Source organism: Paenibacillus agilis, from assembly GCF_007786455.1.
GTDB lineage: Bacteria > Bacillota > Bacilli > Paenibacillales > Paenibacillaceae > Paenibacillus_B > Paenibacillus_B agilis.
Genome location: NZ_VNJK01000001.1, coordinates 1,487,691 through 1,514,200, shown reverse-complemented (window position 1 = coordinate 1,514,200; position 26,510 = coordinate 1,487,691). Strand labels below are relative to the sequence as shown.

At 41.6% G+C, this 26,510-nt stretch carries 21 protein-coding genes; all 21 read right to left on the bottom strand.

The features are described from left to right. Positions 1-154 precede the first annotated feature (154 nt). Positions 155-2,434 (bottom strand): copper amine oxidase N-terminal domain-containing protein, encoded by a 2,280-nt coding sequence (locus FPZ44_RS06685; protein WP_186785940.1) that lies wholly within the window; start codon positions 2,432-2,434, stop codon positions 155-157. A gap of 296 nt (positions 2,435-2,730) precedes the next feature. Continuing rightward, positions 2,731-4,371, bottom strand: coding sequence for a beta-N-acetylhexosaminidase (nagZ, locus tag FPZ44_RS06680; RefSeq protein WP_144988545.1), 1,641 nt, complete (start codon positions 4,369-4,371; stop codon positions 2,731-2,733). Between the two features lie 37 nt (positions 4,372-4,408). Then, the gene (locus tag FPZ44_RS06675) at positions 4,409-6,016 is read right to left on the bottom strand and encodes a response regulator (RefSeq protein WP_144988543.1); all 1,608 of its coding nucleotides are present in this window, start codon (positions 6,014-6,016) and stop codon (positions 4,409-4,411) included. Continuing rightward, positions 6,013-7,944 (bottom strand): sensor histidine kinase, encoded by a 1,932-nt coding sequence (locus FPZ44_RS06670; protein ID WP_144988541.1) that lies wholly within the window; start codon positions 7,942-7,944, stop codon positions 6,013-6,015. The genes FPZ44_RS06675 and FPZ44_RS06670 overlap by 4 nt, the downstream gene beginning before the upstream one ends. A gap of 105 nt (positions 7,945-8,049) precedes the next feature. Next, complete coding sequence (locus tag FPZ44_RS06665; RefSeq protein WP_144988539.1) at positions 8,050-8,880, bottom strand: carbohydrate ABC transporter permease; 831 nt, start codon at positions 8,878-8,880, stop codon at positions 8,050-8,052. Continuing rightward, complete coding sequence (locus FPZ44_RS06660) at positions 8,880-9,761, bottom strand: carbohydrate ABC transporter permease (protein ID WP_144988537.1); 882 nt, start codon at positions 9,759-9,761, stop codon at positions 8,880-8,882. The genes FPZ44_RS06665 and FPZ44_RS06660 overlap by 1 nt, the downstream gene beginning before the upstream one ends. Before the next feature lie 132 nt (positions 9,762-9,893). Beyond that, positions 9,894-11,267, bottom strand: coding sequence for an ABC transporter substrate-binding protein (locus FPZ44_RS06655; protein ID WP_144988535.1), 1,374 nt, complete (start codon positions 11,265-11,267; stop codon positions 9,894-9,896). Between the two features lie 261 nt (positions 11,268-11,528). After that, positions 11,529-13,076 carry a class I adenylate-forming enzyme family protein gene (locus tag FPZ44_RS06650; protein ID WP_144988533.1) on the bottom strand — a complete coding sequence of 516 codons (1,548 nt, stop codon included), beginning with the start codon at positions 13,074-13,076 and terminating at the stop codon, positions 11,529-11,531. Further along, positions 13,073-14,329 (bottom strand): alanine racemase, encoded by a 1,257-nt coding sequence (locus FPZ44_RS06645; RefSeq protein WP_144988531.1) that lies wholly within the window; start codon positions 14,327-14,329, stop codon positions 13,073-13,075. Before FPZ44_RS06645 ends, FPZ44_RS06650 begins: the two co-directional genes overlap by 4 nt. Before the next feature lie 95 nt (positions 14,330-14,424). Next, positions 14,425-15,249: a sugar phosphate isomerase/epimerase family protein gene (locus FPZ44_RS06640; protein ID WP_144988529.1), complete on the bottom strand. Its 825-nt coding sequence runs from the start codon at positions 15,247-15,249 to the stop codon at positions 14,425-14,427. Then, positions 15,246-16,205, bottom strand: coding sequence for a C39 family peptidase (locus tag FPZ44_RS06635; RefSeq protein WP_144988527.1), 960 nt, complete (start codon positions 16,203-16,205; stop codon positions 15,246-15,248). Before FPZ44_RS06635 ends, FPZ44_RS06640 begins: the two co-directional genes overlap by 4 nt. Next, complete coding sequence (locus tag FPZ44_RS06630) at positions 16,202-17,362, bottom strand: phenylacetate--CoA ligase family protein (protein WP_144988525.1); 1,161 nt, start codon at positions 17,360-17,362, stop codon at positions 16,202-16,204. Before FPZ44_RS06630 ends, FPZ44_RS06635 begins: the two co-directional genes overlap by 4 nt. Further along, positions 17,359-17,619, bottom strand: a complete 261-nt coding sequence (locus FPZ44_RS06625) for a phosphopantetheine-binding protein (RefSeq protein ID WP_144988523.1) — start codon at positions 17,617-17,619, stop codon at positions 17,359-17,361. Before FPZ44_RS06625 ends, FPZ44_RS06630 begins: the two co-directional genes overlap by 4 nt. Next, entirely contained in the window at positions 17,600-19,156 is a 1,557-nt protein-coding gene (locus FPZ44_RS06620) for a class I adenylate-forming enzyme family protein (RefSeq protein WP_144988521.1), read from the bottom strand. Before FPZ44_RS06620 ends, FPZ44_RS06625 begins: the two co-directional genes overlap by 20 nt. After that, the gene (locus tag FPZ44_RS06615; protein ID WP_144988519.1) at positions 19,156-20,931 is read right to left on the bottom strand and encodes an ABC transporter ATP-binding protein; all 1,776 of its coding nucleotides are present in this window, start codon (positions 20,929-20,931) and stop codon (positions 19,156-19,158) included. The genes FPZ44_RS06620 and FPZ44_RS06615 overlap by 1 nt, the downstream gene beginning before the upstream one ends. Beyond that, on the bottom strand, positions 20,928-22,337 hold the full coding sequence (locus tag FPZ44_RS06610; protein ID WP_186785939.1) for a glycosyltransferase family 4 protein: 1,410 nt from the start codon (positions 22,335-22,337) through the stop codon (positions 20,928-20,930). The genes FPZ44_RS06615 and FPZ44_RS06610 overlap by 4 nt, the downstream gene beginning before the upstream one ends. Beyond that, entirely contained in the window at positions 22,330-23,301 is a 972-nt protein-coding gene (locus FPZ44_RS06605) for a DUF6005 family protein (protein WP_222429795.1), read from the bottom strand. The genes FPZ44_RS06610 and FPZ44_RS06605 overlap by 8 nt, the downstream gene beginning before the upstream one ends. An 8-nt stretch (positions 23,302-23,309) precedes the next feature. Next, complete coding sequence (locus FPZ44_RS06600) at positions 23,310-23,570, bottom strand: acyl carrier protein (RefSeq protein WP_144988513.1); 261 nt, start codon at positions 23,568-23,570, stop codon at positions 23,310-23,312. Between the two features lie 64 nt (positions 23,571-23,634). Further along, positions 23,635-23,907: a phosphopantetheine-binding protein gene (locus FPZ44_RS06595; protein WP_144988511.1), complete on the bottom strand. Its 273-nt coding sequence runs from the start codon at positions 23,905-23,907 to the stop codon at positions 23,635-23,637. 1 nt (position 23,908) lies between these two features. Next, the gene (locus tag FPZ44_RS06590) at positions 23,909-25,150 is read right to left on the bottom strand and encodes an AMP-binding protein (protein WP_144988509.1); all 1,242 of its coding nucleotides are present in this window, start codon (positions 25,148-25,150) and stop codon (positions 23,909-23,911) included. A gap of 525 nt (positions 25,151-25,675) precedes the next feature. Continuing rightward, positions 25,676-26,449, bottom strand: coding sequence for a pyruvate formate-lyase-activating protein (gene pflA / locus FPZ44_RS06585; protein WP_144988507.1), 774 nt, complete (start codon positions 26,447-26,449; stop codon positions 25,676-25,678). Positions 26,450-26,510 lie beyond the last annotated feature (61 nt).

The window sequence follows — 26,510 nt, the reverse complement described above, 5'->3', positions numbered from 1 at the left end:
GTTGACACCTTGTCAAACAGCAAGAAAGCCGCTGCAAGTTGCAGCGACTTCCGAATGAGATAAACGATAGCAATAAGAACATTTATAAGACCGAATATTAAATTTGCTATTTATAAATGATTGTACGCTACACCGTCACTTGTAAGTACGTTGCTTACGTACGCTTCGGTGGAAGCTGAGTCATGAACACGTTCAATGGCATCGTACTTGCTGCTGCAGGCGTAAACCAAATCTCTACCTTCTCTTCACGATCGCCTGTACGATAGATTGGGACTGCTTCATCTTTACCTTTCAGGATGCCATTAATCGGCAATCCTATTTCCTGACCGTTAACTAATATAGAGCCGGAGTATTGGCCACCACGGGCGTTAACACCAATTAGTGTATTCGGTGCAACACGATCCAAAACAACACGATATAGAACGCCGTAGTTACCTGCATTGTTTACATCTGTATTGGAAGTTGTATCCCAGCCTCCAATCGTTTTGTCAGATTTATTATCACCAAATACAATACGTGAAGGCTCTTCTCCCACTAGCTCAGATACCGTCAATGTGCGGTCTGCATTATTGAATGATCCACGGATGTGTGTACCATCAGACGGGAGTACTTGCAAGTTCGGAAGCTCTTTCCAAATATCCTTGCTCGCATCAAGTGCAATTATTTTATATTCTAAATTGTTGTCTCCCAAGAAATCAGCATACATCGTATATACTTGCTGCGGTTTAATTGCTCTGCTGCTCATTTCAGGCATTAATAGCGCAGACTCTTTAGGTTTCAATGTTTGTTCCGATATAATACCATGCTCACGGAAAGACTGGAAATAGCGCTGTGCTGCAGCTTTACCCGTTTGCTGTGGATGTAGACTTGGACCTGCTGCACCAGCTCGCTCCACTCGTACAACCGCATCTTCATCTGAAATATTTTTAACGACTACATACAATTTGATGTCCGTAGACTTGGCATTTTTGTGGTGCATCAATATTCGAGTTCCACCGGCAATATGATCTTTATAAAGGATACCATCTTGTACGATAGACTCTGGGCTATTCGAACGGTACAATGTACGCTGACCATGTCGCAATTGTGGAGTTAATTCCTTCATTCCCAAAATAGTGGAACCATCTATTGGGTAAACATATCCTACTTGCGTATAAATCTTATTGAACTCATCGAACGTATAAAGTGTTTCATTTGTAATCGTAACGGATTTTGTAATTTCTGCCGACAAGCCATGTTTATCTGTAACTTTCAACGTTACTTGCTGTTCGCCAGGTGTAAAGAACGCTTGCTTATTGTTCGTCCATTCTACTTTTTCAATCGCATCTTCATCATCATAACTTTCATTATGATACTCGATGAGCTCACCCATCTTATACTCGGTTTTATTGGTTGTAAAGTCCACAACCGGCGGCATATTAGGCGGCTGGACATTGATCGTCACGCTGTATGGCTCACTCCATACTCCTTTTTCATCAAGAACACGAAGTGAAATTGTATATTGGCCTTCCACAGAATAGAACGATTCTAGTCCTGTCCACTCATAATCAATAATTTGCAATCCACGTGGGTGGAAAGATTGGTTCTCAACCACAACTTCTGTTTGGCCTGCAAAAATATGTTCAGGTGTTACTTTGAACTTAGCTACAGGTGCAGCGGACATTTGCACAATAATACGCTTAGTTTGTTGCTCCCACTCGTACTTTATCTGCATCGCTTGAAGCGCAGACGTTAGAGGGACCATAAACGTATTGTTCTGCAAGTAGGAAGCACCGCTCATTTTGGTTGACTCACCATTAACTCGGTAGACATTCGATTTATCTTTATATCGTAGTTCGCGGTCTCCCTGCCTTATGATCGTTTCTTTTGTTGTATTATCGAAATCAAGCTGAAAGCCAAAACGTTCTACTAAGCCACGAACGGAAATGTAAGATACACCCTTTTTAACGGTAATAGGCTCTTTGGAATAATAGGTTACATTGTTATGTACAATAACATTGCTATTAGCCAAAATAACGAGCACATCTGAGCCATAAATAGTTGTATCTATATTATGCTCCTTGGTTTTAGGTTCTGTTGTGTTCGGATTTTCAATAGATGAACCATCCGTTGCATTAGGATCACCAGTTGTTTCATCAGTAGGTTGACCAGTTTCTGAAGATGTAGAACCATCAACATTAGGATTTACGCTTTCTCCACTCGTTGACCCGCCTTCAGTAGTAGTTCCATTGTCACTCGTTTGCTCCGTACCATTCAGGTCTTGTCCATCAATTGGTGACTGGTAACCATCTACAGTTTGCGATTCAACTGTTTGAACTTGTGTAACATCAATCATTTCTCTCTGCTCTAATGCACTAGCTACTGGGACTACAGCAGCACATTGTAGTGCTACCAAAGCCATAGCAACTGTGCGTTTCCATCTAAAATGACTCATTCCTTCTCTCCTTACTCCTAAAGTATTCCTCGTCTGCACTCGTAACGTCGTTGGACCGATTATCTTGTTCAAGGAGACATAGTAATAGACGTCACAATGAATAGAAAAGTTTCTATAAATATGCTCATTTGTGTAAAGACACATTCTACCTTTCTTTACAGCACAATTCCTACTATTATACCTGAGTTTTTTCTATTAACCTAGCACTATTTAACTCTTATGCAAAACAATTACACACAAAAGACCCGCACATCATTATGGATGCGGGTCTTAACACTAATTTTCAAATTATTATACTATGATATCGTCTGCTTGCTGCCGTTAATACCATGCCCATAAGGATATTCCGCATTAATCGTAACAGGAAGTTTACCTTCGGCTTGCTTGCGTCCTACCAATACTTCTGCTAATGCCGTCATCGATGCAGGACGATTCTCGTAACAACACAAGTACGTTTTAACGGAATCAAATTGATTTAGATCATAAGGGTTACGGGACGATGCAACAATTACACGCTCATGCTGATTTATAAGCTGTTTTACAATTTCAACTTGGCCCTCATGTAATTGGGAAACCGCATTGTAAGTAACAACTACAATTTGCTCATAGTCGGCAGCAAATTGGACCGCAGCTGCAACATCATCTGCATTCGGATACGTTCCAATACGGTATTCAGTTACATCCTTGATATAAGGTTGCAATCCCGTAGCAACTGTATACATCTGCTCAATTGGTTCATCAACTTCAGTGTGCTCACGAACTTCTGGCCAAATAACCAACGTTTTCAGTTCTGGTTGCAGCGGAAGCAATCCTTCATCTTTAATAAGGGTAATACTCTTCTCACAAATTTGTTCAACAACGGCCTTTGAAGTCGGAGTAGCAAACTGCTCAGCAAAGTCAGCTGTTATTTCAGGCAATATATCCATTTGGCGACGCTGCTTCAAATTAAGAATACGTTCTACAGATGCATCGATTTGAGCTTCAGAAATACGGCCTGAACGAGCGGCAGCAACAAGTGCTTCAAACGCAGCTGTTTGCTCTTCAAATCTATGGCTAACGAGTACAATATCAGCACCCGCTTCTACAGACAGAACTGCACCTTCTGCAACACCATACACAGCAGATATAGCTTTCATTTCCAAACAATCCGTTACAATGATGCCTTGGTACTGCAATCTATTGCGCAGCAAATCAGTCAGAACTCGACGCGATACCGTAGCAGGACGCTGTTCTGGTTCGAAAGCTGGGAACATCACATGTGCTGTCATAATCAGATCAACACCTGCAGAAATCGCTTGAACGAATGGAACAAGTTCTAGATTAGTCAATCGTTGTTCATCATGTGCTACAGAAGCTAGACCATGGTGAGAATCAACTGCCGTGTCACCGTGTCCAGGGAAATGCTTTGCAGTAGCGGATACATTCGCATCCTGTAGACCACGGATCTGAGCATTTCCAAGCTCAGTAACCAAATCAGGACGCTCTCCATAGGATCGAACCCCGATAACTGGGTTATTCGCATTATTGTTAATATCAACACTCGGAGCGAAGTTCATATTGATCCCCATCTTCAATAATTCTTCTCCGCAAATACGAGCCGCGTCGTATGCTAGCAGCGCATCACGAGTTGCACCTAGAGCCATATTTCCCGGAATCAAAGTGACATCATCCCAGTCAATACGCGCTACCATTCCACCCTCTTGATCGATACAAACAAAGAGCGGAATATCCGTTTTCTTCTTCGAAATTAATTGCAAATCACGTGACAACTTGCAAGTTTGCTCTTTGTTATCCAAATTGCGGCGGAAATAAATAATGCCCCCAAGATGATGCTTTTCGATCAATGTCGTAATATTTTCGTCAACCTCTAGTCCTTTAAATCCACACATGACCATCTGTCCGATTTTCTGCTCCAGCGTTAGTTCACTAATATTCATAATGAATCCCATCCTTATGAAATAATATTTTTATAGTTTATACACTTGAACTCTGAGCTTCTTTCTCACGATATTCGGAAGGCGTCAACCCCGTATATTTCTGAAATACCCTGGAGAAATATCGACGTTCTGAATATCCGACCAAGCTGCCAATCTGGGTGATGTTCTTATCGGTCATGAGCAACATGGATTTTGCTAGTTCCATACGCTGTTTGGTTACATATTCTACAAAGGTCTCACTATAATAATTTTTGAACAATAAACTAAAATAACTGCAGCTTATGCCCAAATAATCAGCAATCTCATCAATACCAATATCTGAACTTAAATTGCGTTGAATATAGTCTTTAGCAGCTATCATCATTAGCTCGCTCGACTTTTTATTCATTGCATGTTCCTTCGTCTGTACAACAAGTTGAGAAATGACGATCATTAAATCTTTTACACTTACACAGTACTGAAGCCGATCCCATGCCTGCTCTTCTTCTTGCTTACTAAGCAGCTCTAACTCACGCATTTCCCTCAACAGATGAATAATAACGTAGTGCAGGAACTTCTCAGCACGTACAATAGAATGCTCTGACATTTGCAAAAGACTGGATTGAAGCGTCGCAAGGCCTTGTTCGATCTTCTTTTTATCGTTCTGCTTCATGCCTGATACGATTTCCTCAACGGGTTGCCACTGTGATACAGAAGCAGCTTGTCGAGCGATAGAGCTCTCATCAACCGATACAAGTACTTCATCATCAGGATGGAGAAGCAGGACGCGCTGGAGGCGCTTAAACGTACTCGACAATCCCGTCATCGGTACAGGTCCAGAATCCCACGCAAGACTGACTGTAAACTTGATGTGATTTCGTACTGCATCTTGAATCATCGATGCCCAGTTTGCCACATCATTTTCTTCAATTTCGAAGCGATCTTTATAAAATTGGACAAGAATACACCATTCGCCTTCACGTGTTTGAAGTACAGCATATTTAAGCCATTCATCACCTTGCAGCGCGTCTTGCAGGACATTGCGTACAGCAAAATTCCAAAGCCTGCGCTCATTATCACTCCAAGAAACCGTCTGCTGTGCGTATTGATCCAAGTCTACAAGTAACAAAGTATATACAAGCTGATCAGCCTGATCCTTATCATCTACAGTAAAATAACTTGGATGACCAGCAGAGAAGCCCATAATCACATCAAACATCATCTTCTCATAAGCAAGGCTGATGACTTTGCCCCAACGACGCTCCGCCATCTTCTTCTCCATCTTGCGATTACGTATGATATCTGCAACTTTGCGTACCGTATTTTCCAACTCTTCATAGTTAATTGGTTTTAAAATATAATCTCTTACACTATGCTGGAGTGCAATACGGGCATATTCAAACTCCTGATATCCGGTGAGCATGAGCACTTCTACTTCTCCGCCCAACTGCCTCACTTCCTTCAGGAATTCCATCCCGTCCATTACTGGCATGCGTATATCACATAGAATCAAATCAGGCTCATGCTCTCGGACAAGGTTCAGCCCTTCTACTCCATTACGAGCAGTACCAACAATTTGAATTTGCATATCTTCCCATGGAAGCACAATTTTCAAGTTGTTTAGAATCGGAGCTTCATCGTCAATTAAAATAGCCTTCACACTCATTTGTTCTCACCCTGCTCATATCTCGGTATTGTACATTGTATGATCGTTCCTTCATTAGGAGCCGAACAAATAAACAATCCATATTGACTACCATATTGGATGCGTATGCGATCAGCCACACTGCGTACGCCTAATCCTCGTCGCTCCATATTTAACGCCTTTTCTTCCTGTGGAATTAGCGATCTTGAATCATCATCCTGCATATATTGGAATCGCATTAATTGTTTTGCGGGAATTCCTACCCCGTTGTCTTCTACTTTCAAAATGATTCTTCCATCTATCGAACATGCAGATATACGAATCAATCCTGTATAAGAAATGCCATCAAATCCATGCTGAATGCAATTTTCAACAAGCGGCTGCAGCGTTAATTTTTGAATCATACAGTGCATTAACTCATCAGGCACATCGAACTCAAAATTAAATACATCTTCAAACCGAAACTTTTGTATTTCCAAATAGCTCATTAAATACTCAAGTTCCTGACGGATTGTAATTTCTTCTTTATCCTGTATGCTAATGCGCAATATATTTCCCAACCTATGTACCATATGACTTACTTTACGGCCTTCATTCTGTATAGCAAGCACATTGATCGATTCTAATGTATTGAATAGGAAATGGGGCTTGATTTGAGCTTGAAGCACACGCATTTCAGCTTTATTTTTCTGCTGTTGCTCTTGCTTCACTTGCTCTAGCAAATCAGTTACTCTATCAATAAGGCGGTTGAAGCCACGCGATAATAAGCGAAGCTCATCTTGTCCTTCCTCATCTACGCGCGCTTGCAAATCTCCCTCTTCTACTCTCCGCATGAATCTCACCGTACGAACGATATGCTTCGTAACCCGATTCATGAACAAAAATAAGAATAACAGAGCACCCAACACACAAATAAGCATAATGATCGATACCCATTTAATATATTCCATCATCTCATTAGATAAGGAATTCCAAGAATGGACAGATACCAAATGCCAGCCGTATTCTGGAATCTCATAAAATGAAAGGACACTATCCTGATCATTAAACTTGTCTTTGTAACTGTGATAGCCTTCCTTCATCTCAATCGGCTTGGCTAAATAATTAGGAAGTTTATTACCATTCAATTTTTTTTCATTATCGAACAATATTAACCCATTCTCATTAACGATGAAAAATCTAGAATTTCGCATTTGTTCCACATGATAAAAGTTATTAAAGAAGGTCTCGATATCCCAATCATTTACTTGGACGATGAGAACCCCTAAGTTTTTGAGCGTGTACAAATCCTTAACTACTTTAATTTGTGTAAACACTTGCTCAGACCCCGTCAGCTCAGGTATTTCATTTGGTCCAAGCCAAACCGGTGACCCCTTGCTGTTCATTACTTCATCATAGATAGGATGCTTGATAAATTCTTCGAAAGGCATCGTTTTAAAGTTTTCTTTGGCGAATATTGGGATAATGTCAGTATAACCTGACCCTGGATAATATGTATAGCCCTTTAGATTATACAAAAAGGCATAACTAATAGAAGGATGATTGAACAATAGCCGCCGAAATATCTGCTGTCGGTCATTCATCTCTAAATAGTCAATCCCTTTTAAATCAGTAGCCTTTAACGACGGTTGAACAGGTAAAGTACCGTCCCCTCTATTTATATCAAAATCGTTATCTTTCTCTTGGACTAAGTCTTGATCTTTCTCATTCGGAGAAATTAACGCAAGTTGAAAAATATTATTGGCTATACCGTTATCAATAATCTTCTCGACTTCTTTAAATACGGATCGAATGCTATGTCCCATCGCCTGCATAGAGAATTCGGTTTGCTCACTATACTTTTTCTCTATCATTTGAAACGTAATTGTAAACGTTATCGTCCCCAATAAAAATAAAGGGATAATGATCAGAAGAACAAAGCCGCTAAATAATTTATAACGTAAGTTCATTCCTCTCACTACCCCTTTAGTCTCTATTTTTGTGACGAACCTTTTCCAGTTTACCACTTAATAGAGAACAATTCACTTCTATTATTCGATTATTTTTAACTTTTTTTAACCTTTTACTCCGCCCGCTGTTAGACCTTCAATGATCTTCTCTTGCAAGAATGCGTAGATGACCATTACAGGAACAACACTGTATACGATACCGGCACTCATTTGAGCATAGTTCGTATTGTAAGCATCACGGAAGCCTACCATACCTACCGGCAATGTACGCCATGTATCATCACTCAGGAAGTAGTTCGCAAGCAAGAATTCATTCCAGTTACTCATAAAGTTTACGATAAATACGGTTACTAGTGCTGGAACACTCAGAGGCATCACAACTCTAGTAAAAATACCAGGTGCTCTCAAGCCGTCGATAACAGCTGCTTCTTCAATTTCTGAAGGTATCGAGCGCATAAATGCAGCCAATATAATAACCGTAAACGGAATTGCAGACGCTGTGTAAGGGAGAAGCAAAGCCATTGGTGTATTCAACCAATCAAGTTGTTTGAGAATACCATATATAGGCAACAGCAAAGCGTTTCCTGGAATCAACAAACCTAGTAATATAAATTGGAAAGTAACGAAACTCAGCTTGTTATAACGCATACGAGTAATTGCAAATGATGCGAGTGAGCCAATAATCAATGTAGCTATGGTAGCTACAGTTGAAATCCACAAACTGTTCCAGAAGTATCCACCAATATTCGCATTTACCCATGCTTTCACATAATTGTCCCAAGCAAATTCTGTCGGTATACCGAACGGATTGCTAGAAATTGCACCATTGTCTGTTTTGACAGATGAGAATAGGACGAATAAGAATGGGAATAAAATAATGAGCAAGTACCCTAGTAGGAAAATATGATTTACACTTTTCTTTAGTAGTTTGACCATTAGTATTCAATCCTTTCTGCTCTACGTGCAATCAAGAACTGATATGCAAGCGTAATGAGGAGCGTGAAGATGAAAATAAGGACTGAAATACTATAACCATAGCCGTATTTAAAGCTAGCAATCGAGTGTTTCATCATGTACGTTGTCATAACATCAGTAGAACCAGCAGGTCCGCCTTTTGTCATAACGATAATAATATCTGCTGCTTTCATCGCACCAGCAATGGAAAGCATGATAACCACAGACACGATAGGCATAATCAATGGAACCGTAATTTTAAGAGCTCTTTGAATACCTGTTGCTCCATCGATCATAGCAGCTTCATCTAATTCTTTAGGAATAGAGAGGATTGCTGCCAACACCATAACGATATAGAATCCGGTCCACTGCCAAGCGTTTGTAATAAGAATCGCGATCATTGCCCACTTTTCATCGGACAACCACATGATCGGATCTATGCCGAACACTCCCAATATCTTGTTCAACAAACCGACATCTGGGTCATAGATGAAACCCCACAAAATCCCGATTACCGCTGTAGACATAACAGATGGCATAAATACAGCCGTCTTATATAGACCTCTCAAACGCTTGACATTGGAGATGAGCAGTGAAAAGAAAATAATTAACGGAACTTGAATGAAACAAGAGAACAAAATAAAGAATCCGTTATTTTTGACCGACGCCCAGAAGTCAGCCTTGCTCATCACTCTAATATAGTTATCGAATCCGATAAACTTGTAGTTCGCAAATCCGTTCCAGTTCGTAAAGCTATAATAAATAGCTACGATTACAGGATAAATAAAGAATGCAATAAACAGCACAAGTGCTGGAAGCAAGAATAAGAAATACGTTAATGGATTTCTAAGTGCTTGATTCATGATTTCCCTCCGTCCGTTCCAAATATCGAGAGATGTACCCCGAAATAACAGACTATAATGTAGAGAGCACCACCCCCTGTTAAGTAGGGCGGTGCTCGTGTAGTAGATTTATTCTACTTTTTGTATAGATGATTATTGAGCAGCATTTGCCTCATCTTGGACTTTTTGTACTTCGTCGCCCACTTGTTGAGGTGTTGCTTGACCACTGATCATTTTTTGAATTTGTTGGCTAAGTGCTGTGTTCACGTCTGCTTGTACAAGAGCGTCGAATGCAGGCCATGTGTATTTAACATCGCCCATTTGAGCTAGAATAGCTTCAAGCAAGTCGTTGCCTTTAACTGTTTCGTTCAACTTCGCTTGTTCGATTTTCATGGAAGGAATAACTCCATCTTCTTTCAAGCCGCGAAGCTGCATTTCTTCATTGTATAAGTTTTTGATGAACGCTTTGATAGCTTCACGCTTCTTCGGATCATCGATTGCTTTTTGAGAGAACGCATATCCGTTGTTAGAGTCGAACATGATGCTGTATCCGTCGCCTGCATTAAGAGGTGGCATCATGAAGAAACCAACTTTTCCGTGCATTTTACCGGATTGAGCTTTGTCAGCAAATACGGATGTAGCCCAAGAGCCATCGTACATCATAATTGCTTCTTCGTTGATGATTTGGTTACGTTGAGTAGCGTACTCAAGACCAAGTTCACCTTGTTTGAAGTAGCCCTTTTTCAACCAATCAGCATGTTTAGCAAAAGCTTCGATCATTTTCGGATCGTTCCACTTAGACTCGCCTTTAGCGAATCCTTTAGTAACATCAGCACCTGCATAGTAAGTCCACAGGTTGTTTGTAGTCATCAACGGAACCCAAGCATCTTTGGAAGCGATAGCGAATGGAATTTTTCCATCCTTTTTCACTTTCTCAGCGATAGCATCTAGTTCAGCCAATGTTTTAGGAATTTCGATTTTGTTCTTTTCGAAGTATTCTTTGTTGTAGAAGTAACCTTCGATAGAAGCACCTACTGGCAAGCCGTAGATTTTACCGTCTTTTTCCCATTGTGTATGAGATAGGAACTGGTCCTTGATACCCAACTCATCAAGAATTGGCGCGATATCAGCAACTAGTCCGTTTTCAGCATAAAGCTTAACGTCTGGGCTACCGAAAGCATCGAAAATATCAGGTGGATCACCGTTTGTCATCTCGGCACGTAGTTTTTCTTTACGGTTAACTTCTGATTCGACACCGTCTAACTTGACGGACAAACCAGCAATTTCACCTTCTGTTGTCTTAACTACGTCTTGCAAAATGTTAAAGCGGTTTTTCTTCGACTCACCTACTTGCGTATGGCGAAGCTTCAATTCAAATGGCTCACTGCTTGTTTCTGTCTTTGTTTCTGTTTGTGGCGTAGTAGTGCCGTTTGAAGAACCGCTTTCTTTAGCGCCTCCGCCGCAACCCGTCAAAGCAGTTGTAGCGATGAACAAAAGTGTCGTTAATAGAACTAGACCTTTTTTCATCTCATGACCTCCCTTAAAGTGTTTGTTAAGGTTTTTTAATACGCTTTCATTATAAACCGCGATGTTAATACTTGTAAGGATGATAATTCGACAGCAGAGGGATAAAATTATCTACTCTCCAAATAAAATTGTGCACCCTAACAAAAAAAGACCCTCATATAACGACTATAGAACTAGTCTATAAGCCATCTGAGAGCCCTATTTACTATAATATGCGACCTTTTTACAACTTAACAGCAGACCTTCATACCTATAATTATTTTATGTAACCTGATCATGGTATGGTTCCATCGACAATCTAAGTGCCTGCTTATCGATTTTCCCATTCAATGTAGTTGGAAAAGCATCAAGAACGACGATCCGTTCAGGCAGCTTATAGTACTCTAGTTGTTCTGCCATAAACAGTAGCAATTCTCGCTCATCTACCTCACCCGTAACAGCAAGCACACATTCATGCTGTTCATCCGGCTTCAATAGGACAGCCAGCCGAATTCCTGGGTGACTCAATGCTGTCTCTTCAATTTCAATTGCACTCACACGATACCCTTGCTGTTTAAATACATCGTCGGACCTACCCTGATAATAGAGATAGCCCTCTTCATCTGCATAGAAAAAGTCGCCTGTATACAATTGCCGCTCACCCGTATCATTGGATGTGTCGAATCTTTTAGCCGTAAGTTCAGGAAGTTTCCAATATCCTGACATCACATGAGGACCGCTAACGACAAGCTCACCTATTTCAAATGGCGCTGCCTCGTTCCCATCCTTATTTATCACCTTGCAAGTTGTACCAGGAATAGGCTTGCCAACCGAACCAACCTTCACACGTGCCTCTTCAGCTGGTAAAATAGCAACCCGCTTGCATTCCGTCAATCCATACATCAAAAATATACTGCATTCCGGGTATAGATTGCTTAATGTATCCACATAGGAAGATGGGAAAGCCGCACCTGTATTGGTTACAAAGCGCAAAGCTGGCAGTTGAGAACGTGGCCTTTGGGACAGCTTCAGCAGTCCATCCGCCATTGCTGGCATCAACGGAAGACCTGTAACTCCCCATGCGTAGAGCTTTTTCAGCCACATTGGACCGATATCCTTCTTATGACCTAAGGCAAGCGTAGCTCCTTCATAACAGACTAGAAACATCTGATACAAACCATAGTCAAAAGAGAGCGGCAAAAAGTTTCCGACAATATCATCATGCCGTACCTGCAAACATTGCTGAATGGAGCCGGCAGCGAACAGAACTTGCTTATGAGTAGATATAACCGCTTTCGGATTGCCTGTACTTCCAGATGTATAAATAAACAAAACAGGCTGTTCCGAAGTTACTTCCGTTTCTCGTTCTGGGAATACTCCTTGATCTGCAGTTGCAAACTCAGACTGCTCGTTCTCTAAACGAAACAGGTCCCATAATGATGCTTCATCATCCGTGTCCAGCACCACAACCGTTGAGTATCCAGAGTCAATCAAACCAGCTATTGATGGTGCCGCAAAAATGATTTTGGGTTCACAATCGCTAACAATATAGGATAAGTTTTTACTCTTCAATTCTTCATGTATGGGTACAAATATGGCACCGAGTCGAGAAGCAGCAAATAAGGCGGCGAGTACAAAGCTGCTGTTTGGCATTGCACACAAAATGCGTTCTCCCGCTTGCACGTTTTGCGTTTTCAACCATTTGTATAATTGGCTGCTCCTTTGCTGCAAGTCGGTGTAACTCCACGAAGAGGACTCTGTAACAACAGCCACTTTATCTGGATAACGAGATACCGCAGTGTCCAGCAGATCATGGATATAATGGTTCATCGTAATATCGACTCCTCCCTAAGCGGACTGATCAAACTAATGTCACGCAAGGTGTCATCCTGTGTGAGCAGTAATTCGGGCGGCAGTCGATGTGATAAAAAATGGACATTTGCATACGTAAGACCATACGCACCAGAATTGGAGAATACGATCAGATCACCTTGATTAACCTTTGCAAAATCAACACCGCTTTGCATGACATCCATTGGTGTGCAAAGTGGTCCTACTACGGTGTAAGAGGTGGAATTTGGCTGTTCGCCGGAACCCTCCATTTGTCCATCGGCTGATATTTTGACTAGGGGAAGCGGTTTCTTAAATGTCCTTCCGAGACCAGCACGTTGATTCGTACCACCGTCAATGATCAAGTAATTTTTGTCCTTAGATTGCTTCGCATATAGTACACTGGACACGAAATACCCCATCCGAGATACGATATACCGTCCTGATTCAATAAATACGTTTGGAATTTCAAGATCTGCATGTTCATTCAACTTCTGCCGCAGCATTTGCTCATACATTTCGATTGAAAATGGTTCATCTTCAATAAATGCCGGAACTCCATAACCTCCGCCAAGACCAAGCGTAGTAAGCTGGAACTGATAAACTTGCTGCAACTTTCGATACCAATAGAGCATCCGCTCTGTAGCTTGTTCATAATATTCGATACTAAAATTTTGGGTACCTTGATGTGTATGAATACCAACAAGCTTAAGATGGTTGCACTCATTAATAATAGAAACAGCTTCTTCAATACATTCTTCATCAATGCCGAATGGACTTGCACCACCGCCTGCTGCCATGCGAGAACCTGTTGAATCAAGACTTAAATTCAGACGCAATGTAATCGACGCGACCAGATCGAGCTGAGCAGCAACCTGCTCTACGACAGCGAGCTCTTCCAGATGCTCTACGTTAATAATTCCGATACCTTTACGCAAGCAGATTTCAATATCCTCAGCCGTCTTACCTGGCCCTGTAAATACGATACTCGCCACATTCGCTCCTAGCTCGATCGCACGTTGAAACTCACCAATCGAAGCAATCTCCAACTGTGCCCCCCATTTTAGCAAGTGCTGAATAACAGTCGGATTCGGATTCGCTTTCATAGAATAGTACAAAGACACAGATGATGGTAGATAATTGCGAAGCTGCTCATAATCCAACTTCAGCTGAACTTCATCGAACAAATAGAAGGGCGTCCCATATTGAGCACTTGCTGTGTTGAGCGCTTGAATAATTCTATCATTCATCATTTTTATCTCCTTATATTCTAGTCTATTTGAAATCGTTGCTTGTGAATGTGTGATAACTGAATCAGATTACTAGTATGGAGAGCGGTAGACAACTTTTAGACAAGCTGCTGTATCCATTGTCTTTCTTGAGCCAAGTAACGAAGCGGATCGTCACCAAACCATTCCAACGAGGCATTTTTACCAGACTTATGAATTGCTTTTATTATAGATGCATAGTCTACTTGACCATCAGAAAGCGGAACAATTCCAGAACGACTGCCACTTGGTGCATACACATTATTGGAATCAAAAACCGTACAATTCTCAAGGGAAGTGATGTTTTTTAAGTGGAAGTTCTCGACCCAATTATGCAATTGTCCATAGCTTGCCAACGGATCATCTCCCGCTTCCCACAAATGAAGGAAATCCAGATTAACTTTTACCGCTTCGTGGTTGACTTCCTTCATTAACAGCAATGTGGACTCTGTATTATCAGCAATTGTATTCGGATGCGTCTCGATTAGAAGCATAATTCCTGCAGCTGCACAACGCTCCCCGATAACTCGAAGATGATTCACAACCATCTCACGTTCATGTTTATTCACGGATTGGCTCGGTGCTTTGCCAGCAAAAGTACGGATCTTATTCGTACCAAATTGCTGTGCTAATGCTATAAGTTCATCACACTTCAATATCGACGACTTCATATCGGCTTGTGGTGAGACATCTATGTAGTCACTAATCATAGAAATCTCAATTTGATAAAGCTTTAATAAATAACGACAATGTTCGATGACAGCCGCTCCACCCTGAGAAAGTGATTTTGCATGTACTCCCCACAATTCAATCGCCTGAAATCGTTGCTCATGAACAAATTGAGCAATATCTGCAAATGACAGGAGCATGTGCCTAAACGATATCGTACAGACCGATACATTCATGAAGACACCTCTTGGGATATAATGTTTTGTATGAAAGCTTCTTCTTCTCTTCTCACCGCGCGAACAAGTTCTTCAACCCTATTTATTAACGCTGAATCATCATTCATCTTATACTTCAATAGCAGGAAGCTAATACCGTTCCACAGTTTAATAATTTGCTTATGTTGAAGCTGCAACGCTTCCTTTGCTCCTCTTGGTATACTGCGAAGGTGAGTCATATACTCCCATACAATCGTTCTCATTTTAATCAATGAAGCGATAGACAATATGTTACGCTCCGTCCATAATCTCCGTCGTGAAGCATCCCATTCTCGCCCTACATGTAAATGCTGAATAAATTGATCGAACGCTTGCACATCGTAATGCAGCGTTAAATATTTATTTACAGGCACAGAATCAGCATACTGAGGAAGAGATGGCTGGCTTGTCCCTTCTCCAAATGGTTGTATCATAAAGCAATAATATTGCTGCTCAACCATTGCCGCTGCTTCGAGCTGTTTTCGAGTGACTAATCCAATATGCTCACAAATAGGATCTGTTACGTAAAAAGAATCAGTATCCTCGTCATATCCAGACACTAATACATAGTGGTCAAATCCGTTCGCTTCAAAATTCAGCATGTTGCGAGGAAAAAACGGCAGCTGCGAAGCTCTGCATTGGTACAGAAATAAGCAGCCACTTTTTAATTGCTGCTGCATCTCTAGTAAACTTCCTCTGCAAATTTGAAACTGTAAGCTACAATTCCCAAACGTTTCGATTCGGCTCCTCATCACATTTCGTCCCGCATAGAGAACGTCACGATAATAAGTCATATTCCAATAATGCATTAATAAACGGCCAGGATCCCTGCCTATCAATTTCAATGCAGTTGCAATAGACGACATTGCACATTCTAAAGCACCAAGCTTTACAAGATGTGCGGGATTTACTTCACCATAGGGCAATGTTTTACTCATATCATTACTCCTCTCTCCGCCTGCTCTGTTTGTACTTGCGTAACGAAAAAAGGAACCTTACCACTTTCGGAATGTGAAAGAATACGAGATACACGTTCGAGCGATACATTCACTTCGACATGCAAATAATTGCTTAGCAGTGTATGTAGACTTTTTTCCAGATGATCAAGCTGAACAAGTTCATCCGCTGCAACCCGGAGGGTAAAAGAAGTATATGCCGTTTGTACAATTTGAAATTGACGAATGCTTTGCTGCTTGAACAAATCATAAAAAAACTTATCAAAGTATCGAAAAAATGCTGCGTTTACTCGTTTATCAGGTAGAACGATTTGTGACATTCTCATCGGCATAAGTTGGATGCACAACGACCCCGTTTGATCATCTCTCCATATTTTCCCGATATCACCTGTTCGGTATCGAACATAGGGAACGGTACGCATCACGAGTGAAGTTACAACAATTTCCCCATACTCTCCATCACTGACCGGCTCAAGCGTATCAGGATCAATAACTTCTACGAAGACGACCTGTTCATCAACTAAAAATCGTCCATCAGGTGCTTCAAATGCAATGAGCCACATTTCTTCCAATCCGTAATAGTCAGCCAAACGTACACCGAAGGCCGCTTCCACAAATGCTCGTTGTGACGGAATAATTGATTCTCCCCAGTTCTGGATAAATAACAGGCTAGGTGGCGGTTCGATCTGCTTATCTGTCATATACTGAGCTAATTGATACAGAGAAGAAAAGCGTCCTTGAATAAAATGCGGCTGCTGAATGCTCATTTGTTGTACATAATGCTCCATCATTTTAGGTTCATCACTCATGCGATTGCTTAACAGCAGCATACGGTGGCGGAGCGGAATTCCCCACCGCCGTCGATTGCGAAATATTGCGGCTGATAGCTTGCATTGTTCTTCAGCAGAACGAATGCAGCGATAAGGAATACCTGTCGTTCCAGATGTATAGGATTCATATGTCTTGCCTTGAGGCAATCGCTCAAGCTGATCCCGATGCTCATTTATCAAGTGCTTGTTTGAGAATGGGAGATCACGAAACGTAAACTCTTTATTGCCCCACGGGAAGTAGTAGGGAACTTGATGAGCGAGCTCATGCTTCATTTGTTCTACTATAGTAATGATACTTGGGTTACTCATGCCTGCACTCTATCTTTCACAAAGGCTACTGTAGAGTGGACGGAATGAAAATACTCAGGATCAAAATCATCAATAGAAAGCTCGAATCCAAATTTTGCTTCCAATTCAGCAAGCAAATCAAGAAATAGCAAGGAGTCCAATCCTAAATCTTCAATTAACTGGTGATCATCCACAATGTTTTCTGGGCTCTTTTTCACAATTTTCCCGATCACATGAACAACCTGATTATAAATAGAATCAATGGACGTATTTGTCATGATGTACCTCCAAATACAATGGTTTAAGCGCTGTACGATTAATTTTGCCGCTACTCGTCTTTGGAATCGTTGAGACGACTACAATTTCCTTAGGACGTTGAGCTGGCTGAAGCTTTTGTTGACAGTACGAATATAATTCTTGCTCACTGTTATCTTTCTGATGGCAAACGATCAAAGCTATAATTCTTTCTCCCCAATGCGCATCTTCAATGGACAGTACAGCTGCTTCGGCAATCATCGGATGTATGGACAACACTAGCTCGATCGACTCGGGATAAAGGGTATGACCGCCTACATTCATCGCATTATCTGCACGCCCTGTCACGTATAAATACCCATCATCGTCCATGTGACCGATGTCATTCGTCCTCAATCCGTATTCGGTTAGCACTGCTTTACTGCGCACCTCATCCTTATAATAGCCAAGCATGACATTAGGACCCTGCACATAAATTTCACCCGTTGTTCCAGGCTGAACTTCGCCAAACTCATCTCGAATTTGCATTACAATACCATCTAGTGGCAATCCTGCTGCTCCTGCTTTGTCAGGAACATCATTTAAAATAAAACTACATACTCTTGGCGCTGCTTCTGTCAAACCGTAACCAATCATGACTTGTGTACTCGGTATTCTTTCGAGGAGAGACTGTACCGTGTTATGTGCCGCTTTCCCCCCGATAATTAGCAGTTTCCTCAAACTGCCCATGGAAGGAAATGACCACGAACGATTTTTGTCCAAAGCTGTGATTAAAGCGGGTACCGTACAAACATATGAAATTTGCAGCTTGTCTACAAAACGAATCAGCTCAAGTGGATGCCGTACGGAGCATAAGTAGATCGATGCTCCGGCAAGCATCGCGAGCAATAATTCCCCTGTAAACGTTGAGCTATAGCCTAATGATTTAAATAATAGAACACGATCTTTAGCTTCCAACTGTACATCTCTTTGAATTTGCATCAAGTTTGCCATAATATTGGCATCACTTAACATAATTCCTTTAGGCAAACCTGTAGAGCCAGAAGATAGAAAAATAATCGCGGCTTGATCCAACTGTGAAGAACTGTATTCTCGTTCAAAAGATGTCGTTTTCTCACCATGAAAACACCATTGATCCTTCCCGCTAATCTCTATAACGCGGTATCCCTTATATTTACCCTCTAGTTGTAGCTCGCCGTCTATATGCTGTAACTTCGAATCAGGTAATATAATAAGATCAGGCTCAATCCAATCCACGATACGGATAACTTCATCGGGAACGGTATACTCATGAAGCGGTATGGGAATGCCGCCAGACAATATAACGGCGAATAAAGATGTGATTGAGCGAATCGACTGATCCATCCATACTAACGCTATAAATGGAGAGTCTCCCGCACCCAGCTCATTCCTCCAGCCAACAGCCCATTGCTCAGCTGTAGCAATCATGTCACGATAACTGACATAGTTAATTACATCGCCGCTGCCTGTTTCGTAAATTCCAGCGTCCTCATTCCAGCCATGTGATTGTAACCAAGACTTCAACGTTGTCATATTCATCACACACGCTCCAGTACTCGAGGCTCGGACAAATCTTCCTGACGATACGTCGTAAGTAACTCGAAGTATAGTTCACCTCGCTGCATGAGCTCCTCATGACTTCCCTGCTCTACAACACGTCCCGCATCCATGACAACGATGACATCGGCTTCAGCTACCGTTTGCAAACGATGGGTAGAAAATAGTACGGTCTTATTCGAAGCACGTGCACGCAGCTTATCCATGACATGCCGCTCCGTTTCCACATCAAGTGCTGAAGTAGGCTCATCCAAAATTAAAATGTCTGCATTTTTGACCAACGCCCTAGCAATTCCGATACGCTGCCTTTGCCCCCCAGACAATTGAAAGCCTTTATGGTAAATATGAGTGTGAAGTCCGTCTGCCAGCGAAGCAATTTTCTCATCCAAGCGAACGGCTCGCACGGCCTCCATCACTTCCTCCTCTGTCACTTCCTCGTTGCCTAGTGCTATGTTTTCATAGATCGTACCTGGAAATAGAAACGGCTCTTGAAATACGATGGCTACCTGTTCTTGAATTTGTCGACGTGAGAGCAAATCATGGCGCTGATCGAACAATGTAATGGACCCTGCTGTAGGCTCATGGAAACCAACTAGTGAGTAAAATAAAGTGGATTTTCCTGATCCACTTCTTCCTATAATTGCGACTGTCTGGCCTCTCTGAATGGTCAAACTCATATTATCGATAATCGACTTATCGTCGAGTACAATTGAGAGATTTTCCAATTCAATAGCTGGTCCACTTTCATCCTCACGACGGATGATGCCGTTTGACTCAGAAACAGTCCGCGCATGCTCGACAGGCACATTGAAAAACTGCTGCACCCGTTCCAATGCTACCTCTGCTTGCTTGACCTGTGTAATAGTTTGGTTAATTGCACGCAAAGGATGAAGCACATTATTCAGATAAGCGGCAGCTGCGACGAGCATACCGACCTTCAACACGCCATCATTAACCAAAAATCCTCCAATGCCATACATAGCGACTACAATTAAACTAATGACAATTAAAGTCGTCTGTGTAGAAAACATTTGGAACATTGTCTCTTTGGTACTTGCCTGCACCAATCCTTTGTACATAGCTGCATTTCTTTTATGCTCCCATTTTTCAAGACCAAAGGCGCGAATTTCCTTTGATCCTTCAACGCATTCATACAAATGTGTGCCAATATCTTCGTTATGGGTTCGTATAAAATGAGCATATCTAGATAATGACTTCTCAAATAGTTTGGGGATAACCAGTACGATTGGGATTGTAATCAGCGCCAACAAGCCGAGCTTCCAATCTAGCGCAAAAATCATTACAATCGCAAAGCAAATCGTAAACCATTGGGTCACATATTCAACAACGACATGGTTCACATAATTCGCCATCGTAAAAGAATCAAAACCAATTAAGGCTGCATATTTGCCGGCACCATGCTTGTCTATTTCATGGATTGGAATAGAACGAGTATGAGCTACGAGCTTCTCACGGATATCCAATGTATGAGATATCGTTAAGTTCCGGAAGATGGTGTAGCATACAATAGAAGCGCCTGCGCTAACAGCTGCGCATAAAATAGTTAACGCTAAGTATTGAAACAGTAAAGTCGCATCAAATCGAACTAAAATATGATCAATAATAAAGCCGAATAGCAGCGGCTGCAGCATCGATGCAATTAATGAAAGGATTAAGGCTGCATATGCCAATACTGTTTTACCAGTTCTAGGGGTTAAGTAAATACGAATCTCCTGAAGCAACTGGTATCGATTCATGTTATTCCTCCATCGGCAAAATGCCCAATAATCGGCTTGCACAACGGCATCCACTGTTCATAGCTGCATACAGAAGGCTCCGCTAGCAATGAAAGGATATTTCGATGTTCCCAGTTCAAATGATGCAAGAACGATGTCGAATAAGCGTGAATCTCTGAGAGCGGCTGAAGCAGCAAGCCCTCGCTTGGCGGATCAAATGTGATCATAGAAAGGCTCGTTTGCGTTGCAAGATGTTCTATGATGCGAGGCATAACGAGCTTGTAGTCAAAGGTATTCACATGTCCTTTAGCCTCATTGCGCATATTCGCCAGCAATTGCTCATCTGAAAGTAGATTACAGACGATAGAGACTCCTGTATGAACATCAATTTGTGGAATGTCGGCTTCCCAATGCACGGGAATAAACACACCATCTACATGCTCCGTTACAATATCCTTGAAACCATCCCACTTTGTACAAACGACAGGAATGCCTGCCGCTTTCGCTTCTAGCAAATTATATCCAAATGTCTCACCAGGATCAGTAGATAAGTTAAGCAAAATATCCGTTTCAACCAATAATTGCTCCTTTTGCGAACCGTATACGGCTCCAGTCCATGTAACATAGGATGAGCATTCATATTGATTCTCTAGTTCTTGCATACGATTTCGATAATGCTCAATTTGAGCATTATTGGCACCCGTGTATTCACCTGCAATCGTCAAGTGAACATTATGCCCCTTTGCTCTTACATGGTGTACAAGCTCCATAACATGATGAATATTTTTGACATCTTCGATCCTACCGATGCAGAGCAGCTGCCTTGCGCCCCCCTCATCTCTTTGCATAGGATTGGGCTCATCCTTATCAGGAATAGAAATACATAACGGCTCCTGCAGACACATCTCATAAATGGGGGATATATTCAAGAGAGCACGATAGGCACTGTTCGTCGTACATAACAACGTGTCTTCCCGCTGGAGCAAAGGCGCTATCGCAACCCATTGCTTGATCCAATATTCAGACCCCACCGAATGAGCGATAATAAAAAATCGAAGCGGAATATGGCCTTGATTGCGAGCATGCATTAAATAAGGGATGAGGGCTGGCACATTGACATAAATGGTGTTCACACCTGTTTGTTGGACCCACAATCGCAGACGTTCTACTAACACAGCTGTTGAGTGTGGATATTGATCATGCCAATGAGGAAGGGAGCCTCCGAATAGCTTCATCATCTGAAAAGGCTTGATGGCTACAAGTTCAGCATGTTCCTTCATAAAGGTAACCCATTGGTCATCTACAGCTCGTTCATTAACTCGTTTCGGTTGACCATCTATATACCCAATTCGAAGTGAATGTGATGGTAATCGAGACTGTGCACAAGCCTGCGACGAAGCTAACAAATCACCTTGAACACTAGACATGGAATTGCTCCTGCCTGCATGTTGTCTTCCATTGCCCGTAGATTTCATGCAGATCCCGCTTGATGCTCATCTCCAATTCATCTAATACGTCCAACTTCTGAGTAAGAAGCTCCATCATCTGTGCACTCCCTGTTACTGATACTTTTATCGCCGAATATTGCAAAGAAGTCCAACCTTTTACTAGCTTCTTTACTTTAGCCAGCATCTCTTCATATGCCGGTTCATCTAGTTGCAGTGCAGTGTTAAAGTATGAAAATGCGTATTCGTAGCTATGTTTACGAAGAACGATTAACCCTAGTTGCTTAACAGCAGGCATAAGTAATTGTATTGATTTTCCTTCTCGCTCTTCTATCATGTCATGAAACAACTGCTTCACACTCTTCGGCAGCTCATTACAATCCTTTTTGAATTGAGTATCAAAGTAATAGATAATATCCGAATAGTCCGGTTCTCGTACCTCTGTATGATCAATATAGAAACCGCCACCATATTGGTTTTTCAAAAAGGCTTCGGCTACATGATATTCTTCAACTTCACCCTCCCATTCAAAGTCAGGATCATGCATATACAATGCGCCCGATGGGAGTCGCTGTAAGATTACATAGTGAGGCAGCTGTTGTTTATGATAGAAGAGCGTCATATGAGGCATATAATACATATCAAGCTGAGCAATAATAGAACGAGATTCCGGTCGACGACGCAAGTATTGGTGCAGCTTTCGATAATTTTGCTGTCGATCTTGACCGTGATCATACCATTGTGTAACAGCAACTTTGAACAGTTGTGTAAACCAATTGACCTCGTGATCGTGATGAATCTTGTCTGAATAATACGTAATGATTCCTTGCTCTGTAATTTCAAATGGAGCATCCCACGCACCGAAAAACATGGGCCTCGTATCTACCTTATTCATTTTTTCTAATATGTGAGAAAAGCAGCTAAGTAAACAATGGACCTGTTCCATGTTGCGGATTAACTGCTAACCGAGATTTTTTCAGAAATCAATGCCGCAATGTCTTGAACAGAATTAAAGCGCTCCACCGTCATTTCATCATCTTCTAGGAAAATATCAAATTTTTGCTCAATCTCTACTACTAGGTTGATAAGAGTTACTGAATCTATACCCAGCCCGCTAATTTCCGTTGCTTCTGTCATTGTCTCCACAGCTTGTGGCTTAGTTGACATCGCCTTTACTCTCTCCATTAAGAACTGTACGATCTCCTGCTTTTGCATACTAACTCCTCCTCATGTTTTGAGCATTATATATTGAAATAAATGATGAAGCCTTGTCCATAAATCATGAATTGCTAACGTGAACCGTTCGTGGCTCTAGCGTGTTCATAAACTCAATAAGTGATTGGACTGTCACAAATATAGAAGGATCAAGCTCATCTTCTGGAACGATTAATGATAAGTCTTCTTCTATATGGACAATCAATTGCAGCAGCATTACAGAATCAATACCTAGATCATCATGTAGATGCATCGTTGGGCTCAATTCTGGGACATCTTGCAGCTTAAGCTTGTCTACCATTAGTTGCTGGAGCTGTTCTAATCTTGAAATTTGCATGCTAGCTTCCCCCTTTTTCTAGTAACCTTCGAGATATTTTACCCGATGGCATCTTTCGTATTTCAGTAACGATCTCGATTTCAGCAGGTACTTTGTATGGTGGCAACTGTTGTATGCACCAATCTCGAATCGCCTTTACTTCTAATGGCGCTTCCAGCACAACCTGTGCCTGCACACATTCACCTATAATCGGATGGATGCCTCGGTAAACAACAACTTCATTAACTTCAGGCAGCATACCTATAATCGTCTCTACCTCTTGTGGAAAAACTTTGAGACCTGACACATTAATTACATCGTCCATACGGCCCACTACTTGCAGCTGCCCATCATAACTCCAGAATCCTATATCTTTTGTGCCATGAGTCCAATTACCGACAACTATCTCGATTTCACTCGGATTGTCAGCACTATCTCCTGTATGTACTTGTAAATGACGCAATGGTGTTCCAATATCACTGCTGGAGCTCACTTGCTGTGATAGGCTGATACAACCTATTTCGGAACAACCATATTGCTGCATCACATCATTTGCACGAACTTGAAGCTGACTCAATAACGAATCTAGCATCGGTGCACCGGAACTCATGACACGATCCATTCTCGTCGTTTCCGAACTGAAACCCAGTAGTACATGATATAGTGAGGGAATTCCGTATACGATATGCTTTGGGTTCTCACGAATGATACTCCATGTTAGTTTTGGATTTCGATTGGTAATCATGATAGGTGTGGCTCCTCGTGCCAAAGAGGCAAGCACACCACATATTAGACCATAAGAATGAGACATGGGCACAAGAACAATAGGAACTTCCTCTGCACTCCCACCCAACGCTTGGTTGTACGCAGCTATTTCCGTTTCAATGTGTGTCCATTTGCGCTTAATCAATTTTGCATCGCCTGTTGTTCCCGAACTGTATTGATAAAGAAATGCATCTTCTTGCATGGCGGCAGAAGGATCTACTGGGATATAGGTATCATAACTGCCCCATAGTAATCCATGACATCCCGCTTGTTGAGCAAGCTGAATAGCTCGCTGTTGAGGCGTTTCCCCATGTAGAAGTAGTATTGATCCACGTTGACTGCGAAGATATTGAATACAGGCAAGCAGATGAGCTGGATCAGAAATGCAAAGCGCTAGTATTTTTCCCGTAACATCCTTCATTACTTGTTGTTGACCAACCTTGAACAGTAATTGTTCGAAGTCTTTTCTCGTCACTTCCATACGATTTACTCGGATCATGTAAGCTCCTCCATATGGTTGTATTAAAAGTAGGCTCGGCACATGATAATATCAGCAGTTGTGGATGTACACGAATTTCAGTAATAACTACTACAAATTCTCTCAGCTAATGTTTGAATGGTTGAAAAAAATAGCAGGATATCACGTATGTATAACACACCCCTGCCAGTTCCGTTATGTAAGAATAAATATAATGATTGCTTGGGAGTTGAGAAAGTAAGCGCTTTAAAATTGAGTGTCGTGTGAAGTTAGTTATTCTAAGATGGGCATCGCAGTATGATGTGAAACGTAATTGAAAATTCAGAAGTATATGTAAATTGAGAGAGAAAATTATGCGAGTTGCCGTTGGTGAGGGTCTATAATTAAGTGTGATTATATGACGAGTTGATCACGTTGCGTAAGGGATATATTTCTACATAAATAGGATAAAATCTTCATACAATCATACACCTTGTGGTGGAAATTGTAAACAGCGCAACCCTTTCTCACCAAGAGCTGCGCCTAGTTTCTTTACGAGTTGTGCGACTATGAAACAGATGGATATATTTTATTCGTATCTTTACCTGTATCTTTATTTTTATCTTGCCGCCCCTTCTCAATTAGCTGAACAGCTCGCTCTATTTCTTGATCAGTTGGAGAAGCCACACCTGCTAATGGATAATCCAATCCTAATTCTTCCCACTTGAACGTCCCCATTTGATGATAAGGCAGCAGTTCAAACTTCTCTACACCATTCAAAGACCCAATAAATCGTCCCAAATCTAATAAATCCTGTTCATCATCACATTTCGTCGGAACGAAAACATGGCGAATCCACATTCTTTTACCGTTTTCCGACAACCAACGGGCCGTTTCCAATGTTCTTGCATTCGATACAGCCGTTAAGTCCATATGTTTTTTATTATCGATATGCTTTATATCGAGCAGGACAAGATCGGTCACTTCATAAAGCTCTTTGAGCTTATTCACATCATTGACCCCGTTCGTGTCCAATGTCGTATGAAGGTTCCACCGTTTCTTTACTTCACGAAACAGTTCGGTGACAAACGGAGCTTGCAGCGTTGGCTCTCCTCCAGTTACTGTCAATCCACCATTAGAGGACCTGTAATAGCTTAAGTAAGGCTCAATTTCATTCAAAACTTCATCTATAGTCATAACCTTGCCGCCTGCCAGGTTCCATGTATCACGATTATGGCAATATTGACACTGAAGTGCACAGCCTTGCAAAAATAAAACGAAGCGAATCCCGGGTCCATCTACAGTCCCAAACGTTTCAATGGAGTGTACTCGTGCGTTCATCTGCGATCCATCCCTTTCCCCTCTTGAGCACGCAACTCGCATTCAAGTCTATTTTCATTGA